The organism is Salimicrobium flavidum (assembly GCF_900156645.1).
Taxonomy (GTDB): Bacteria; Bacillota; Bacilli; order Bacillales; family Halobacillaceae; genus Salimicrobium; species Salimicrobium flavidum.
Genome location: NZ_FTOC01000005.1, coordinates 53,469 through 69,083 on the forward strand (window position 1 = coordinate 53,469; position 15,615 = coordinate 69,083).

Here is a 15,615-nt window from a genome sequence, read left to right on the forward strand (position 1 = left end):
GTAGAAATGGCCCGTCTGAGAAGATGGGCTATTTTTATATCAAAATTACGGTTCTTGTATTGACATTTTCCTAAAAGAAGATATCATAGGCATAAATATACGTTTTTATTAATAATTATTCATCGTTGAAGAGGAGGAGTACAGTTTGGTACATGCAGGAATAGTAGGTGCCACCGGGTACGGTGGAATAGAATTATTTCGATTATTGTACAATCACCCGGACGTGGACGAGATATCTCTCTATTCATCTTCGGAGGCAGGGAAGCCCTATGCGTCTTTTATGCCTCAGGTGTCTGGATGGTTCAAGGGTGAGTTGCGACCCATAGATGAAGAACAAATGAAAAAGGAACTGGACGTGTTGTTCCTGGCCACGCCTGCGGGGGTGTCCGGAGGGTTGACCCCTTCTTTCCTCGATAGCGGGGTCAAAGTCATTGATCTTTCAGGCGATTTGCGTCTTAAAAATACCGAAGATTATGAAAAATGGTACAAAAAACAGGCGTCTTCGGAAAGTTTGCTTAATGAAGCGGTATACGGGCTTTCAGAAACGAACAGGGAAAATATCAAAAAAGCTGAAATTCTTGCGAATCCGGGATGCTATCCAACAGCAGTACTGTTAGGTACGGCTCCTCTCGCATCACGCAGCGACTGGAACGGAGATTCTTTGATTATCGATGCCAAATCCGGGATTTCCGGAGCTGGCAAAACACCTTCAGAGAAATCCATTTATGCAAATACAGAGGAAAATTTCCGAATTTATAAAGTGAACGGGCATCAGCATATACCGGAAATTGAACAGCAGCTTCAGTGGTGGAGTGGGGAGAGCGAACCGATTACGTTCAGCCCTCATCTTGTACCAATGACGAGAGGAATCATGGCTACGATGTATGTGAATGTAGATAAAACTGCGCCAGCTGAAGATTGGATGGAGTTGTACAGGGAGTTCTATAAAGACAGTCCCTTTGTCAGGGTCAGGGAAGACTTCCCGGCCACAAAAGATGTGTACGCTTCTAATTTTTGTGATATCCATGTAACGATGGATGAACGTACGGGGCGCCTGACAATAGTTTCTGTCATAGACAATCTTGTAAAAGGTGCTTCCGGCCAGGCGGTTCAAAACATGAATATTATGCTCGGGTTTGAGGAGACGAAAGGGCTGGAGTTTTTCCCTTTATACCCATAAAAAGCGGGAAGGAGTTAACAGGTTGATCGATACAACAGAATTGGTAGAGAAAGTAAAAGAAGGTACGATTGTCACACCGAAAGGTTTTAAGGCTGGAGGTGTGCACGTCGGCTTAAGAAAAACGAGAAAAGATGTAGGAGTCATCATGAGTGAGGTGCCGGCAGTGAGTACGGCTGTTTATACACAAAGCCACTTTCAGGCTGCTCCTTTGAAAGTGACTCAGGAAAGTCTAGGAGATGGAATACTTCAGGCGGTCATTGTCAACAGCGCTGTCGCTAATGCCTGTACCGGAGCAGAGGGGATGGAGAATGCTTATCAGATGAGAAAATGGCTGGCGGAGTACCACGGCCTGCCTGAATCTTCCGTAGCCGTGTCTTCAACAGGAGTGATCGGGGAACAACTGCCTATGGACCTTGTGAAGAAAGGTTGTTTCGGGGTGACACCTACTGATGATGGAGGTGAGGATTTCGCTTCAGCTATACTTACGACTGATAAAGAAACGAAATCTTCCTGCTACCGCATGAAAATAGGAGAAAAGGTAGTAACGATTGCTGGAGCTTCTAAAGGATCGGGTATGATCCATCCGAATATGGCGACGATGCTCGGGTTTATAACGACGGACGCTGATGTAGACCATGGCGCCTTAGAACGTCTTCTGAAATCCACAGTCGACCATTCCTTCAACCAGATAACTGTCGACGGAGAGACATCGACAAACGATATGGTACTTGCTATGGCCAATGGTTGCGCGGAAAATGAGAAGTTGGATGAGGGGCATGAGGATTGGAACTTATTTGTTCATGCTTTTTCGGAGGTTTGCTGTGATTTAGCTAAAAAAATAGCGTCGGACGGAGAAGGAGCTACTAAACTTGTTGAAGTAAGAGTTAACAGTGCCCGTACGAAGGAAGAGGCGCGTGAAGTAGCCAAAAAAATCGTAGGCTCAAGTCTCGTAAAGACTGCAATCTACGGAGAAGATGGGAACTGGGGGCGGATCATTGGAGCCATGGGCCACAGTAAAGCGACGTTTGATGCAGAGAAGTGCGCAGTTGCTGTCGGGCCTTATACGGTTTTTGAAAAAGGAGGAGGCGTTAATTTTTCTGAGGAGGAAGTTTCCGATTATCTATCTCAGAATGAAGTGAGAATCACTGTCGACCTTAATGCCGGGGAGGAAAACGGTACGGCCTGGGGGTGCGACCTTACCTATGACTATGTCAAAATCAACGCCAGCTACCGGACGTAAACCTCTGTATGTTTTAAAAATCGGAGGAAGTATGCTTGATGAATTGGAAAAGGATTTTCTTCTAAATATAAAAGAGTTGATGAGCGATTATCATCTTCTCATTGTTCATGGGGCCGGACCGGCCATATCGGCGAAATTGATGACTCAGAACGTGGATGCGCCATTCATCAACGGGCTTCGGAAAACGACCAGATCAGCAATGGAGGTGGTCGAATCAGTACTTGGCGGAACTAAGAACAGAGAACTTACAGGGAAGCTAATCAGTGAAGGTGTAGATGCCGTCGGTGTAAGAGGGTGTGATCAGATCATTTCAGCGGAATTTTTGGATTATGCTTCCTACGGTTACGTAGGTGCTTCCCCTCAAGTGGATACGAAGTTGCTTCATCATTTGCTGGAAGGAGATTTTCTTCCGGTCGTTGCGCCTTTAGGACGTACATTGAACGGTGACATAGTCAATGTGAATGCCGATACTGCAGCTTCTGGTATTGCGAAGGCTCTCGGAGCGGATAAACTGATTTTTGTTACGGATGTCCCTGGCGTGATGAAAAATGAACAGGTGTTGGATCGACTTACCTCAGAGGAAATCGAACTGCTCATTGAAGAGGATACGATTTATGGAGGGATGATTCCAAAAGTAAGAGCGGCGGAAGAAGCTCTATCTGAAAAACTTCAGGAGTCTGTGATCGTCAGTGGAAAACAACCTATTTTAAAGAACGGTAAATGGAAGGGTACGATAATTAATAAAGAGAGAAAGGGGACGTTTATATGAGCCTGTTTCCGACTTATCCGCGTCTCCCGATTACGATAACGGATGGGGAAGGCACGATTGTAAGAGATGAAGACAATAAAGAATACCTTGATTTTATGGCGGGGATCGGGGTGAATAACCTCGGTCATCGTCCTGCATCGGTCCAGCGCGCGATAGAGGAACAAATGAACCGTCTATGGCACGTGTCGAACCTGTTTCCGATTCCCGTTCAGGAAGATGCAGCGAAGCTTCTGACGGAGCACTCGTCTATGGATGCGGTGTTTTTCTGTAATAGCGGTGCGGAAGCGAATGAGGCTGCCATCAAACTTGCGAGAAAACATACGTGGAAGGATAAAGTAGTCACGTTTCATCAGTCGTTCCATGGACGTACGTTTGCTACGATGGCTGCTACCGGCCAGGATAAAGTAAGAACAGGGTTCGGTCAGATGCTCGAGCCCTTTGAATATGCCAGGTGGAATGACAGGGAGAGCGTGGAAGCCGCAATTGATGAAAATACAGCAGCGTGTCTAGTGGAAGTCGTCCAGGGGGAAGGTGGAGTGCGTCCGGGGGAGCAAAGCTTCCTAAAGCATGTGCAGGCTATATGTAAAGAAAACGGAGCACTCTTTATTATAGATGAGATCCAGACAGGGATGGGGCGCACGGGAGAATTATTCTCTTATCAAACTGTCGGGTTGGATCCTGATATCATCACTTCCGCAAAAGGACTCGGCAGCGGCTTTCCGATTGGAGCGATGCTCGGAAAAGAATACTTAAAAGAAGATTTCGGACCAGGGTCCCACGGTTCAACATTTGGAGGGAACCCGCTGAGCGCCGCTGCTGCAAAGGCCACGCTCGAAGAAATAGTGCAGGAGGAGTTCCTGGACGATGTGAAAGAGAAGGGGAACTATTTGAAAGGCAAACTTGAGCTTATGGTCAATGATGTCCCAGGAGTGGAAGAAGTACGGGGACTCGGACTCATGATAGGCATTGAATGGGATAGGGAAGTGAAACCTATGATTGAACAGGCACGGGAAAAGGGACTTCTTATACTTCCTGCAGGTCCGAACGTGATTCGTCTCCTTCCGCCTCTCACTGTTACAATGAAACAGCTTGAGGCGGCTTTGCAAATTTTAGATGAAGTATTTCATGACCAATAAATGGTCTCGAATCAAGAACCGAACATTCGAAATGAGGCCCAATATTGTTTTTTTCCTTAGATGAAAACTCTTTTATCGCTCCTAGTTGATTGTCATCTCTACGGGTGGGAGCTTGCCGCGGGCATGACGTAAACTTCCGGAATCTCCCTACGCTCGATTCCGGTGATTTTCCGTTCATGTTTCTCACGCAGGGAAACGAGGAGGCTGAAGGATTGCCCGTGGATAAGCGTCCGCCTGGATATTTCTTTTCAGGGTAACCAAATGTAAAGTGGACAAAACAAAAACCGGACGAGCATGTCCGGTTTTTGCTTTGTCCTATTTTGTTTTGTCTCATACCCTACTTGACTTTTATCTCAGATTCTTTTATCGATCATCTGATACGAAGTTCTGAATCTTTATCGAAGAAGTGTGCTTTGTTCATATCAAGAGCCAGCTCGATCGTGTCGCCACCGTCGATATCCGAACGGGAATCCACGCGGGCTACGAACTCCTGGTCTCCGATCCTTGAATAGAGATAAGATTCTGCACCCATCAGTTCGGCCACTTCAATATAAGTTTCGATTTTTTTATCTGCGTTGGAGTCAAGGAAGAGCTGTTCATCGTGAAGGTCTTCCGGACGTACACCGAGTACGATTTCCTTGCCGACATAACCACCTTCACGTAATGTCTTCATTTTCCCTTCTGGTACAGCTACTTTAGCGCCATCGATTTCCATATGGTCCTCTCCGAGTTTTCCTGAAAAGAAGTTCATAGCAGGAGAACCGATGAAACCGCCTACAAACATGTTTTCCGGTCTATCGTATACTTCCTTCGGCGCTCCGACCTGCTGTATGATTCCGTCTTTCATAACGACAAGGCGTGTCGCCATTGTCATGGCTTCCGTCTGGTCGTGCGTAACGTAAATCGTTGTTGTCTGGAGACGTTTGTGCAGTTTCTGGATTTCAGCACGCATCTGTACCCGGAGTTTCGCATCAAGGTTTGAGAGCGGCTCATCCATGAGGAAGACTTTCGCGTCCCTCACAATTGCACGGCCGAGAGCTACACGCTGACGTTGACCGCCGGACAGCGCTTTCGGTTTACGGTCGAGCAGAGCTTCAAGGCCAAGAATATCAGCTGCTCGTTGCACGCGATCATCAATTTCCTTTTTATCCATTTTACGAAGCTTCAGACCGAATGCCATATTGTCGTAAACGTTCATATGCGGGTAAAGAGCATAGTTCTGGAAAACCATGGCTATATCCCGGTCTTTCGGCGCCACATCATTCATACGGCTCTCATCAATCAGGAAATCTCCATCAGTAATATCCTCAAGACCAGCAATCATACGGAGTGTTGTCGATTTTCCGCAACCGGAAGGGCCTACGAACACTACAAATTCTTTGTCATCGATATGTAAATTGAAATCCTGTACCGCCTGTACATTTCCGTCATACACTTTCTGAATGTTGTTCAAATTAATTTCAGCCATTCTTTATACCCCCAGTATTTTTTGAAATCGCTTTCTTCATATCTCAAAGTCTACCTTAGATAAGGAGGAAAGAAAATGGACAACGTGAACAAGAATACTTACGATTATTTGTGCACCTTTTCAACCGCGTTCGTAGAGAATGGATAAATAGACGAGCATCCCGGTGGGGAAGTATTTAATGTCCATACCGGTCATTTCTGTAAATTTATCGATTCGATACTGCAGACTGTTCCGGTGCATATACAGTTCTTTTGCTGTGGCAGAAACATTCGCTCCGTTCTCAAGAAACACTTTAACAGTATCAAGCAGCTCGGAATCATTCCTTGTTTTACCAAGGATATAAGTAGAAAGCATTTCTTTCCTTTCTTTCTGCACACCGTCCATATAAAGATAAAAAGCGGAATCCAGAGGGGTAGCGAAAGTCCCCGGAATGTATTGATTTGCGAGGTCACCCATTTTTTGCGCAAAGGAGAATTGTTCCTGGATCTTATGAAAATCTTCAAAAAACTCACTGACATAAAAACGTATTTTCATATAAAAATCGCTCATCAGCACATCCATGACTTCCTGAAAAGAAATGTCTTCTTCTTTCGTCCCATTTTTTTCTTCAATGAGGACTCCTTCTCTGCTATTTTTCCATAATACAGGTACCGGGAACGGAAAGAGAGCCTGGAACGCTTCGTGTAACGTCTCCTGGTCTTCTGTCTGATGCTCGGCCGTGAAAAAAATGAAACGGTATCTTTCCGGTTGGGGAGTGATCGTGACGTTGTCCTTATGAAAGAGGAGGCGTTTCCAGGATTCTTCCCGCGTGGAGGCTTCCGGGTGTGCTTTCGGGAAAAGTTCCAGCAGTAAAGTGTGTTCTCTGTCCGGTACTTCTTCGCGGGATATTCCGATTATTCCTCTTTCTGTTTCAAACCAGAAAAAATCATCGTATTTCCGGCTGGAAACTTCTTCGATTGGGGTATAGGAAGAATAGAGCTTCCTTAGATATGAAGCATGCATTGAATGATATCCTTTCTTTTTGTATAATCCCGAGTAATGTAGTAGTATTAGAAGAAATTAGGTAAACACCAAGATGAGGGGGCTCCTTAATGGAAGATATACAGAATAAAAATGAATACGATCAGGACGTCAAAAATCGTTTGAAAAGGGTGGAAGGTCAAGTTCGCGGTGTCCTTAAAATGATGGAAGAAGGCAAAGAATGCAAGGACGTAGTAACTCAACTATCCGCTGCCCGTTCCGCTATGGACCGTTCCCTAGCTTATATTGTAGCAAAGAATCTCGAGACATGTATCCGGGATGCCGAAGATCAGGGAGAAAATGCAGATGAAGTGATAGGAGAAGCTATACAGATGCTCGTAAAAAGTCGTTGAAGCGTTCCGGTTTCCCGGAGCGTTTTTTTGTATCCGGATTTCCCATCTGATAAATAGTGACAATCATGAATTCCCTGCATATGTTCAAGGAAAAAGAGGAAAGAGGAGAAAGAATGCTCAGGGTTCTTTCGTAGATTGAAGGCTTATACTGATTGCGCCGCTTTCCCTGATTAGCTTATACTGGAAAGAAGATAAATGAAATGAGGATTTTTTATGGACCCGATATTTTTCTCGATAATGATGATAGCGATAGGAGCGCTGATAGGGGGAGTGACGAACTCTCTGGCAATTCGTATGCTGTTTCGTCCCTATCATCCTGTCTACATAGGAAAGTTCCAGATTCCTTTTACCCCCGGGCTTATTCCGAAACGGCAGAGTGAACTGGCTAAACAGCTCGGAGAAATGGTTGTAGAGCACCTCGTGACCCCGAGCGGTCTTCGTAATAAACTATTGAATGATACGTTTCGGGAAACGCTGATCAGAGGTTCGCGCCGAGAAGTCGATCGCTTCCTGCAGTCCGAGATGACACTTGGAGAGCTTATTCAACCGGTAGCCCCCGAATTGACGAAGGACAATGTACACGTAGAATTGGAAAAGCAGCTGGAAAAAGGGATCGGTGGATGGCTAGACAGAAGAAAGGATACTGAACTGAAAGATATTGTGCCTGGAGAATGGGAAGAGAAAGGGGAACTATTAACGAAACGTGCGGGTCATTATGTACAATTGAAGATCGCTTCATATCTTGAAAGTGCGGATGGCCGATACCGTGTGAAAGCTCTCATCAATGATTACTTTGAAAAACACGGAATGTTCGGGCAGTTGATGTCTTCGATTTTCAGTTCAAGAAACATGAGTGAACGATTGCACGGAACTATGGTGCGTTATGCCAATAAAGACGAGACGAGACGCTGGATTGAAGACGTAATGATTGAAGAATACCGGCATCTATTGACGATGAAAGTAGAAGACGTGGAGAAGAATATCGACCGGAAAGAAGTGATTTCATCGTTTGCAGAAGCGCTCAGCAGTCTCGTACCTTTAGAGAGATATTGGGATAAGCCCCTTTCTGAGATTTCCACTCCTATCCGGGAAAGAGTAGTAGGAGACGGGGTAGCTTTCATGGTTCCGAAAGCTATTGATTTTCTGTCTGCACAAATGGAAAGTGTCATCAAGCACCTGCACTTATCCGATATCGTGAAAGAGCAAGTGGAAGCATTCGAAGTAGCGAGACTGGAAGATCTTGTTCTCGGAATATCAAGGCGTGAATTCAAAATGATCACGTATCTTGGGGCGATGCTCGGAGGCTTTGTAGGACTTTTGCAAAGTGGGATTGTACTACTGATAGGATTATAGTTTTTTCGCTATACAGATAGAAACTGTTTTGTTATAGTAATAAAAGAGTCAAATTTAGGAGGTATTTTTTTAATGTCTAACATTTATGATTATGCATATGATCTTGAAAAAGCACTAAGAAATAGTGAGGAATTCACTGCACTTAAAGACGCTTATGATAAAGTGATGAGTGATGAGTCTTCCAAGCAGATGTTCGAAGATTTCCGTCAGACACAAATGACGCTTCAGCAAAAGCAGATGCAGGGAGAAGAGATTTCAGAAGAAGAAGTTGAAAAAGCGCAAAGCGTTGTACAACTTGTTCAGCAACATCCTGACATCTCCAAACTCATGGAAGAAGAACAGCGTCTGAACACAGTCATCAATGACGTGAGTCAAATCATCACGAAACCGCTCGAAGACCTGTATGGTACTCCGGAGCAAGGAGAACAGGGAGAACAGTAAAAAAGTCGCCTCAGGCGGCTTTTTTTTATGGGCAATTATCCGGATCCCTACCTGTATTCAGATGAATCTACATCTTCTCTCCCGCTATTCCAGGTATATCCCTTAACCAACCGCATTGTCTTTAAGGCATTGATTTGTCCATATTCTAAAAGGGATTTCCTGTATGTCTGTCGAATATTGAAGGTGAAAGTGTTTTTATTAAAGGAGGGGGAAGAAAAATGAACTTTTTTCGTGTAGAAGAACAGGAATCTTATATCCACATCCGTTTGGCAAGGCCTGATAAGTATAATGCACTGGACACGGCTATGTTGCGTGAATTCAGAGAAGCACTTGGACAAGTCCGGGGGAGTGACAGGAATCTTGTACTTATTTCGGGAGAAGGTCCCGGATTTTGTGCAGGCGGCGATATTTCGATGATGAAGGAATTCTCGGACGAGGAGAAATATAACGATCTTATGGATGATATCGATGCTATTGTGACTGAAATATACACGATGCCGAAGATTGTGGTAGCTGCCCTCCACGGTGCAACAGTCGGACTCGGCTTAAGTATTGCTCTTAGCTGTGATTACATTATTGCCGAAAAGGAATCGGTGATTTCTATGAATTTTATCGGCATCGGTCTTGCTCCGGATGGCGGAGGACATTATTGGTTGAAAGAAAGACTGGGCGTTCATCACGCTAAACAGTATGCCTGGGAAGGATCGAAATTATCCGCCGAGGAAGCCCAAAAACTCAAACTGGTGGATATGGTTACAAGTGACCTGCTTAATCAGGCAGAAGCCCTGATGACGAGCTGGAGCCGACGGCCGCTTCAATCAATGATAGCAACAAAAACCTTGTACCATCAGGCAGGTCTGGAAGAGCTGGAATATTACCTGAAGCAGGAACGGATCAACCAGCGGAAACTGAGTGAAACGAAAGATCATCAAGAAGCTGTGCGTGCTTTCATGGAAAAAAGAAAACCTGAATTCAAAGGTGAATAAAAATATCGGAAGCTATTTCTGAAAAAACGGAGATTTTTAAAAGAAAAAACTCGTTGTCCTTCAGGTGGATGCTCTCCAAACACTATACAAAGGCCTTCCTCAGTTCAGAGAGGAAGGCCTTGCCCATACCCATAACTTTATCTATGGAATAGCACCAGGTGCCCTTCAGGGGCCGCACAGCGATGGGTTTTCTCTTCATGTCCCAATTCACTCAATTTTTCTTTTCCAATCTCAGCAGCTTCCTTGTCGTTTTCTGCTTCAAAGGTTTCGTCGACTATATTTGTACCATCCGGTTCGAATACCGTTAAGAAATAAGTTTTCATAAAATATCCTCCTCTAAAAATGAATGTTCATTCATATTATAAAAGGTTTGAAGATAAAATGAAACGATTTTCCAAAAGAAACATAAATATGTCAGAAGGGAGTTGGAAAGTAATGTTGAAGTTAGAAAATGTAACAAAAAAGTTCGGAGACTTTGCCGCTGTAGACCACTTGTCCTTGGAAATTCCTGCGAAGCAGATGTTCGGATTTCTAGGTGCCAACGGAGCGGGTAAAACGACGACATTCCGGATGATCCTCGGGTTGATGGATCAGACGGAGGGGGATATCTCCTGGAATGATGGAGAAATCGGCTATGAACAAAGCCATCTTATCGGCTATTTACCCGAGGAGAGAGGCCTCTATCCGAAACTGAAAGTAGAAGATCAGCTTGTGTACCTTGCGAAGTTGAGAGGGATGAGTAAGCAGGAAGCGGTTCCTGAAATTAACAGATGGTTGGAGCGCTTCAAGGTGCCGGAATACCGGACGAAGAAGGTAGAGGAACTTTCCAAAGGGAATCAACAGAAAATCCAGTTCATTTCCGCCGTCTTACATAAGCCTAAGCTGCTGATTCTGGATGAACCATTTTCCGGGCTGGATCCTGTAAACGTCGGAATGTTGAAAGAAGCAGTAGTAGAATTAAAGGAGGCCGGCACATCGATCGTCTTTTCCTCCCACAGGATGGAACACGTTGAAGAATTGTGTGAGAGCCTTTGCATTATGCATAAAGGAAAACCGGTGGTGCATGGGGGGCTGAAAGAAATCAAGCGTTCCTTCGGAAAACAGAAGGTGCGGATCGAAGCTGAATTTGATGTCGGTTTCCTCCGTGATAAGGAAGAGGTCCTTCACTACAAAGAAACCTCAGAAGGAGCGATTTGTCAGGTGAAAGAAGATAAGGACGCCGAGGAGCTTTTCGAAGCTTTGCAGGGGAGAGGGTTTGTCCGCCAATTTGTTCTTGAAGAACCATCCCTCGAGGATATTTTCATCGAAAAGGTAGGGGAGTCGTATGAATAAATTTTTTGTTATTCTTTCCCACACTTATACCAATCGCATCAAATCGAGAGCTTTTATAATTACTACTTTGCTTACAATAGCCGCTATTCTCGTAATGGCTAATATCCAGACCATTATGGACACCTTCCAGGAAGAAGGAAGTGGAGAATCTACCACTGCGATTATTGCCGAGGAGCCGGTGGCCTCTGCGCTCAGCTCTTCTATAACCGGAGGCGAACTTTATGAAGGAGGAGAGGAAGAAGCGAAAAAAGCAGTGCTTGAGGGGGAATATGATGGCTTACTTGTAGTTGAAGAAGGGGAAAACGGTTTGCCGGAAGGTCATTATTATATGGATCAGTTCACCTCTTCTTCAGGTGCGGAAGTTCGTCAGGCATTGCAACAGGTGAAGGCGACTATTGCCGCTGAAGAGCAGGAGATTTCCGGGGAGGCGTTAAGTGTTATATCATCCCCTGTTTCTTTTGAAACGACTGCACTGGAGGAAGGGGCGAAGTCGGAGGAAGAGTTGAACCAAGCCCGTGTCATCGTTTATATCATGTTGTTCGTGATGTACCTGGCAGTCGTGATGTACGGTAATATCATTGCAACAGAAGTGACTACGGAAAAATCGAGCAGAGTGATGGAAATTCTGATATCGAGTGTTTCTCCGGTAACACAAATGTTTGCGAAAATTACCGGAGTCGCTCTTGTAGGAGTGACTCAGATCGGTTTATTTATTCTTGCCGGTTTCCTTGGAATCACATTTGCAGATGATACAGAAGGGTCTCTTATTCAGATGGCGGGGCTCAGCAATCCTGATTGGGGGGTCATCAGCTACGCTGTATTATTCTTTCTTCTCGGGTACTTCCTGTATGCAACACTTGCTGCTATGCTCGGTTCTCTTGTGAGCAGAGTAGAAGATGCACAACAGATTGTTACACCGATGATGATGCTCGTCATCGCAGCCTTCTTTCTCGCTATTTCGGCACTCAGCACTCCGGAAGCGACTTATATCATCATCGCTTCTTATATTCCATTTTTCACCCCTTTTGTCATGTTTACGAGGATGGGAGTGGGCGATGTTGCGTTATGGGAAACATTGGTTTCTCTCGGGCTCCTGGTCGGCACAATCTTCCTGCTTGGAATTATCGGGGCCAGAATCTACCGTGGAGGTGTGTTGATGTACAGTAGCGCGTCTTTACTGAAAAATGTGAAAGAAGCGATGCAACTCTCCAAAAAAGAATAAAAAAACATGTTTCCCTGTCCTATCGGCAGGGGATTTGTTTTATAATGAATTAATTCTTGTCGAAATAAGGCGAAGTTTGATTAGTTTTAAAAACTGTCAAAAGTATCAAGCATTTCCTGAAGATTTTTGTTAGAATTAATTGAACAAGTAGGATAGAAAGAAACAGGAGGGGTCCTCCATTGGAATATAAGGATTGGCAACAGTATGAGGAAACGAAAGAAAAATTCATTCAGGTAATCGCGAAAAATATGAATCTCTATGGAGTAACTCCATCCATTGGACGTTTGTATGGAGTTCTTTATTTTGCGCAGGAGCCTATGACTCTCGACGACATGAGAGAAGCTCTTTCAATGAGCAAAACGAGTATGTCCACAGGGGTACGTGCGTTATCAGATATGAAGATGGTGGAACCGGCATTCAAGAAAGGGGTAAGAAAAGATCTGTACAAATCGGAAGAGGATTGGTATAAATCTTTCACCTCTTTATTTTCCAGCAAATGGAAAAAAGATACAGAAACGAATATCGAAGAAGCTGATGAAACGATCGAAGAATTGAGATCTATAAAAAATCGGACGGAAGACCCTCAGTTGAAAGCACATATTGATGAAGATATCCGTAAATTGGTCTATGCCAAAAATTATTATAGATGGCTGATGAATTTTATTAGTGTAGTCGAATCAGGAGAGATATTCAAATATGTACCGAAAGTCGATCAGTCCCTGACGGAAGAGGAGGGGGACTCATGAGTCAAGGTATCGCCCATTATCAGGTCGGAGAAACCTTCGATGATTTTCTGCTGATTATTTCCGCGAATAAAAGTGTTGCGAGTAATGGAAAACCATTTCTCGCTCTGCTGTTACGAGATCGTACAGGAGAGATAGACGCTCGGCTTTGGGGAGCAAAAAAAGAGGACGAGACCCTTTTCACCAAGGGTGTTCTGGTCAAAGTATCCGGGGAGATCGGTCAATTCAGAAACAAACCTCAGCTTAAAATCCACCACATACGTCAAGCTCAGGAAGAAGACGGGGTGGATGTAAAACAGTTTATAGAAAAAGCGCCTGTGAGCGTGGAGTGGCTGGAGGAACAGATAAAGGAATTCCTGTTTGAAATGACGAATGCAAGCCTGCAGCGTCTGACCCGTTACTTCGTGAAGGAATACTATGAAGATCTATTTACGTATCCTGCGGCAACGAGAAATCATCATAATTACGTTTCAGGACTTGCTCATCACATCGTGACTATGCTGAGGATGGGGAAAGAGATAGGGGCAATCTATCCGGAAGTGAATAAAGATCTGCTTTACGCAGGTATTATTGTTCATGACTTAGGGAAAATCAAAGAATTGTCCAACCCTGAGTCTCCTGAATATACGACGGAAGGTAGACTTCTCGGACATATTTCCCTCATGGTGGAGGAAGTGGAAACCGCAGCTCGGGAGCTGCAGATCGAAGGTGAAGAAGTGATGGCACTTAAACACCTGGTATTGAGCCACCACGGAAAAACGGAGTGGGGGAGCCCGAAGCCTCCTTATATCAGGGAAGCGGAGATCCTCCACTACATTGATATGCTGGATTCCCGCATTCAAATGATGAATGCTTCTTTACGGAAAACGAAGCCAGGTACCTTCACTGAAAAGATTTTTCCTCTTGAGCAACGTTCTTTTTATAAACCTTCCTTCGAGTCAGAATAAATAGGCGAAAAAGAAGCGTAGACTTTTAGAAAAAAATAGCCGTTAGCCACTGCTCAGTGGCTAACGGCTATTATTGTTTAGGGAGCGTTATTCTTCAGAAGAATTACCTTCCTCAGAACCGGAAGAATCTCCGCTTTCAGAGTTTTCACTTCCGGAACCTTCAGAGTTGCTGCCTCCGGTTCCTTGTTCTGCAGATTGCTGAGGTTCGAAGAGATTCTGGAATTCATCCAGTTTCACGTCAATTTCAGCATCTTGCATAATTTGGGATACGTGCTGTTGAAGTTGTTGCTGATCGACTTTTTGACTTACAAGAGTACGCTTGATTTCAGATTTAGCTTCTTCATATGGCTTCACGTCTTCTGCTTCACGTTTATCGGTCACTTTAATGATGTGATAGCCGAATTGAGTCTGAACCGGATCACTTACTTCGCCAGCTTCAAGACCGTACGCAGCTGCTTCGAATTCAGGAGCCATTTCTCCAGGACCGAAGTAACCGAGTTTACCGCCTTGCTGGGCAGAGCCATCGGTAGAGTATTCACTTGCCAGATTGCTGAACTCAGCTCCGTTATTGAGTTCTTCCTTGACCTGGTTAGCCGTTTCTTCATCTTCGACAAGGATATGGCTTGCCTGGACTTCAGTCTGCATACGTTCATAGTAATCCTTCATTTCCTGTTCGGAGATGTCTACTGTTTCAGCAGCAGCCTGCTCCTGAAGAAGACTTGAGCGGATCGTTTCTTTGAAGGCTTCTTCGCTTTCAAAACCGCTTTGTTGAAGTACCATCTCAAACTGATCTCCATACTGTTCTTTAAGGGAATCCAGTTCACTTTGTACCGCCTTGTCGCTTACATCATATTTTTCTTCAAGTACTTTATTGGTGACCATCTGTTGAAGGACCTGTTCCCCATGTTTATTTTTCAACTCGTTATAGAATTGTTCCTGAGTGATTTCACTGTTACCGGTCTCCACCACTGTTTCGGAGGATTCATCCGAACTGCATGCCGCAAGGCCGAAGACACTTGTCGCCAGAACAGTCGTCAATATCGCTTTTTTCATTTTAATCGTACACTCCTTGTGTCTAATTTGTAGAGGTTGGCGTTGTTGACTGCCTAAAAGATAATATAACATACTTTTCCTTCTGCTTACTACTATGAATGTATGTAAAAAACTCCACAGATTTCAGTCTGTGGAGTTTCTGGGAAAGTGGGTAAAAATCGTTACGGAAAACCATTCTTTATAAAACAGTTATAACTTCAACGTAAGAAGATATCAATAGAATAGTGATCAGCACATTGATTGTGCGGAACATACGTGATTGTTTTTCTTTTTCCATTTTCGTTTTCAGACATAGGGAATGAGTCAATGAGTTGAAAATGAAAAGTACAACTAAAGCGAATACTCCAAATACGACTGCGAAGTTCACAGACA

General features: G+C 44.3%; 17 protein-coding genes. 12 read left to right on the forward strand and 5 right to left on the reverse strand.

What is annotated here, in order from left to right; all coding sequences use genetic code 11:
- Nucleotides 1-145: 145 nt before the first annotated feature.
- The 4 genes from argC to BW944_RS08430 are packed head-to-tail and all read left to right on the forward strand — an operon-like array spanning nucleotide 146 to nucleotide 4,325.
- Complete coding sequence (argC, locus tag BW944_RS08415) at nucleotides 146-1,180, forward strand: N-acetyl-gamma-glutamyl-phosphate reductase (RefSeq protein WP_076558656.1); 1,035 nt, start codon at nucleotides 146-148, stop codon at nucleotides 1,178-1,180.
- 22 nt (nucleotides 1,181-1,202) lie between these two features.
- Nucleotides 1,203-2,420, forward strand: a complete 1,218-nt coding sequence (argJ, locus tag BW944_RS08420; protein WP_076558659.1) for a bifunctional glutamate N-acetyltransferase/amino-acid acetyltransferase ArgJ — start codon at nucleotides 1,203-1,205, stop codon at nucleotides 2,418-2,420.
- Nucleotides 2,383-3,189 carry an acetylglutamate kinase gene (gene argB / locus BW944_RS08425; RefSeq protein ID WP_159438213.1) on the forward strand — a complete coding sequence of 269 codons (807 nt, stop codon included), beginning with the start codon at nucleotides 2,383-2,385 and terminating at the stop codon, nucleotides 3,187-3,189. Before argJ ends, argB begins: the two co-directional genes overlap by 38 nt.
- The gene (locus BW944_RS08430; RefSeq protein WP_076558661.1) at nucleotides 3,186-4,325 is read left to right on the forward strand and encodes an acetylornithine transaminase; all 1,140 of its coding nucleotides are present in this window, start codon (nucleotides 3,186-3,188) and stop codon (nucleotides 4,323-4,325) included. The genes argB and BW944_RS08430 overlap by 4 nt, the downstream gene beginning before the upstream one ends.
- A gap of 370 nt (nucleotides 4,326-4,695) precedes the next feature.
- On the opposite strand, the gene BW944_RS08435 is transcribed toward BW944_RS08430, so the two are convergent.
- Together BW944_RS08435 and BW944_RS08440 are read right to left on the reverse strand one after the other, a co-directional pair.
- Complete coding sequence (locus BW944_RS08435) at nucleotides 4,696-5,793, reverse strand: ABC transporter ATP-binding protein (protein WP_076558663.1); 1,098 nt, start codon at nucleotides 5,791-5,793, stop codon at nucleotides 4,696-4,698.
- A 120-nt stretch (nucleotides 5,794-5,913) separates the two neighbouring features.
- A complete protein-coding gene (locus BW944_RS08440; RefSeq protein WP_076558665.1) occupies nucleotides 5,914-6,795 on the reverse strand; it encodes a PucR family transcriptional regulator in 882 nt (293 codons plus the stop codon).
- Between the two features lie 89 nt (nucleotides 6,796-6,884).
- On the opposite strand from BW944_RS08440, the gene BW944_RS08445 reads away from it, so the two are divergent.
- From BW944_RS08445 to BW944_RS08460, 4 genes are all read left to right on the forward strand, one after another.
- Nucleotides 6,885-7,166, forward strand: a complete 282-nt coding sequence (locus BW944_RS08445; protein ID WP_076558667.1) for a metal-sensitive transcriptional regulator — start codon at nucleotides 6,885-6,887, stop codon at nucleotides 7,164-7,166.
- 213 nt (nucleotides 7,167-7,379) lie between these two features.
- The gene (locus BW944_RS08450) at nucleotides 7,380-8,519 is read left to right on the forward strand and encodes a DUF445 domain-containing protein (RefSeq protein ID WP_076558670.1); all 1,140 of its coding nucleotides are present in this window, start codon (nucleotides 7,380-7,382) and stop codon (nucleotides 8,517-8,519) included.
- Between the two features lie 72 nt (nucleotides 8,520-8,591).
- Complete coding sequence (locus BW944_RS08455) at nucleotides 8,592-8,960, forward strand: YlbF/YmcA family competence regulator (RefSeq protein WP_076558673.1); 369 nt, start codon at nucleotides 8,592-8,594, stop codon at nucleotides 8,958-8,960.
- Between the two features lie 218 nt (nucleotides 8,961-9,178).
- Complete coding sequence (locus BW944_RS08460; RefSeq protein WP_076558676.1) at nucleotides 9,179-9,946, forward strand: enoyl-CoA hydratase; 768 nt, start codon at nucleotides 9,179-9,181, stop codon at nucleotides 9,944-9,946.
- A 137-nt stretch (nucleotides 9,947-10,083) separates the two neighbouring features.
- Here the strand turns inward: BW944_RS08460 and BW944_RS08465 are convergent, their stop codons facing one another.
- Entirely contained in the window at nucleotides 10,084-10,269 is a 186-nt protein-coding gene (locus BW944_RS08465) for a YhzD family protein (RefSeq protein ID WP_076558678.1), read from the reverse strand.
- Between the two features lie 112 nt (nucleotides 10,270-10,381).
- On the opposite strand from BW944_RS08465, the gene BW944_RS08470 reads away from it, so the two are divergent.
- From BW944_RS08470 to yhaM, 4 genes are all read left to right on the forward strand, one after another.
- The gene (locus BW944_RS08470) at nucleotides 10,382-11,278 is read left to right on the forward strand and encodes an ABC transporter ATP-binding protein (protein WP_200806504.1); all 897 of its coding nucleotides are present in this window, start codon (nucleotides 10,382-10,384) and stop codon (nucleotides 11,276-11,278) included.
- On the forward strand, nucleotides 11,271-12,500 hold the full coding sequence (locus BW944_RS08475) for an ABC transporter permease (RefSeq protein WP_076558683.1): 1,230 nt from the start codon (nucleotides 11,271-11,273) through the stop codon (nucleotides 12,498-12,500). The genes BW944_RS08470 and BW944_RS08475 overlap by 8 nt, the downstream gene beginning before the upstream one ends.
- Nucleotides 12,501-12,679: 179 nt before the next feature.
- The gene (locus BW944_RS08480) at nucleotides 12,680-13,246 is read left to right on the forward strand and encodes a GbsR/MarR family transcriptional regulator (protein ID WP_076558685.1); all 567 of its coding nucleotides are present in this window, start codon (nucleotides 12,680-12,682) and stop codon (nucleotides 13,244-13,246) included.
- Nucleotides 13,243-14,190, forward strand: coding sequence for a 3'-5' exoribonuclease YhaM (gene yhaM / locus BW944_RS08485; RefSeq protein ID WP_076558687.1), 948 nt, complete (start codon nucleotides 13,243-13,245; stop codon nucleotides 14,188-14,190). The genes BW944_RS08480 and yhaM overlap by 4 nt, the downstream gene beginning before the upstream one ends.
- An 87-nt stretch (nucleotides 14,191-14,277) precedes the next feature.
- Here the strand turns inward: yhaM and BW944_RS08490 are convergent, their stop codons facing one another.
- Together BW944_RS08490 and BW944_RS08495 are read right to left on the reverse strand one after the other, a co-directional pair.
- A complete protein-coding gene (locus BW944_RS08490; protein ID WP_076558690.1) occupies nucleotides 14,278-15,243 on the reverse strand; it encodes a peptidylprolyl isomerase in 966 nt (321 codons plus the stop codon).
- Nucleotides 15,244-15,421: 178 nt separating this feature from the next.
- Nucleotides 15,422-15,610 (reverse strand): hypothetical protein, encoded by a 189-nt coding sequence (locus BW944_RS08495; protein WP_076558693.1) that lies wholly within the window; start codon nucleotides 15,608-15,610, stop codon nucleotides 15,422-15,424.
- Nucleotides 15,611-15,615: the final 5 nt, after the last annotated feature.

What these genes read in the sequence shown, in the direction of transcription:
- BW944_RS08470 (WP_200806504.1), top strand. Translation starts at nt 10,382, where the DNA reads ATGTTGAAGTTAGAAAATGTAACAAAAAAGTTCGGAGACTTTGCCGCT.
- BW944_RS08460 (WP_076558676.1), top strand. Translation starts at nt 9,179, where the DNA reads ATGAACTTTTTTCGTGTAGAAGAACAGGAATCTTATATCCACATCCGT.
- yhaM (WP_076558687.1), top strand. Translation starts at nt 13,243, where the DNA reads ATGAGTCAAGGTATCGCCCATTATCAGGTCGGAGAAACCTTCGATGAT.
- argB (WP_159438213.1), top strand. Translation starts at nt 2,383, where the DNA reads ATGACTATGTCAAAATCAACGCCAGCTACCGGACGTAAACCTCTGTAT.
- BW944_RS08490 (WP_076558690.1), bottom strand. Translation starts at nt 15,243, where the DNA reads ATGAAAAAAGCGATATTGACGACTGTTCTGGCGACAAGTGTCTTCGGC.
- BW944_RS08430 (WP_076558661.1), top strand. Translation starts at nt 3,186, where the DNA reads ATGAGCCTGTTTCCGACTTATCCGCGTCTCCCGATTACGATAACGGAT.
- BW944_RS08445 (WP_076558667.1), top strand. Translation starts at nt 6,885, where the DNA reads ATGGAAGATATACAGAATAAAAATGAATACGATCAGGACGTCAAAAAT.
- BW944_RS08475 (WP_076558683.1), top strand. Translation starts at nt 11,271, where the DNA reads ATGAATAAATTTTTTGTTATTCTTTCCCACACTTATACCAATCGCATC.
- BW944_RS08440 (WP_076558665.1), bottom strand. Translation starts at nt 6,795, where the DNA reads ATGCATGCTTCATATCTAAGGAAGCTCTATTCTTCCTATACCCCAATC.
- BW944_RS08435 (WP_076558663.1), bottom strand. Translation starts at nt 5,793, where the DNA reads ATGGCTGAAATTAATTTGAACAACATTCAGAAAGTGTATGACGGAAAT.
- BW944_RS08465 (WP_076558678.1), bottom strand. Translation starts at nt 10,269, where the DNA reads ATGAAAACTTATTTCTTAACGGTATTCGAACCGGATGGTACAAATATA.
- BW944_RS08455 (WP_076558673.1), top strand. Translation starts at nt 8,592, where the DNA reads ATGTCTAACATTTATGATTATGCATATGATCTTGAAAAAGCACTAAGA.
- BW944_RS08450 (WP_076558670.1), top strand. Translation starts at nt 7,380, where the DNA reads ATGGACCCGATATTTTTCTCGATAATGATGATAGCGATAGGAGCGCTG.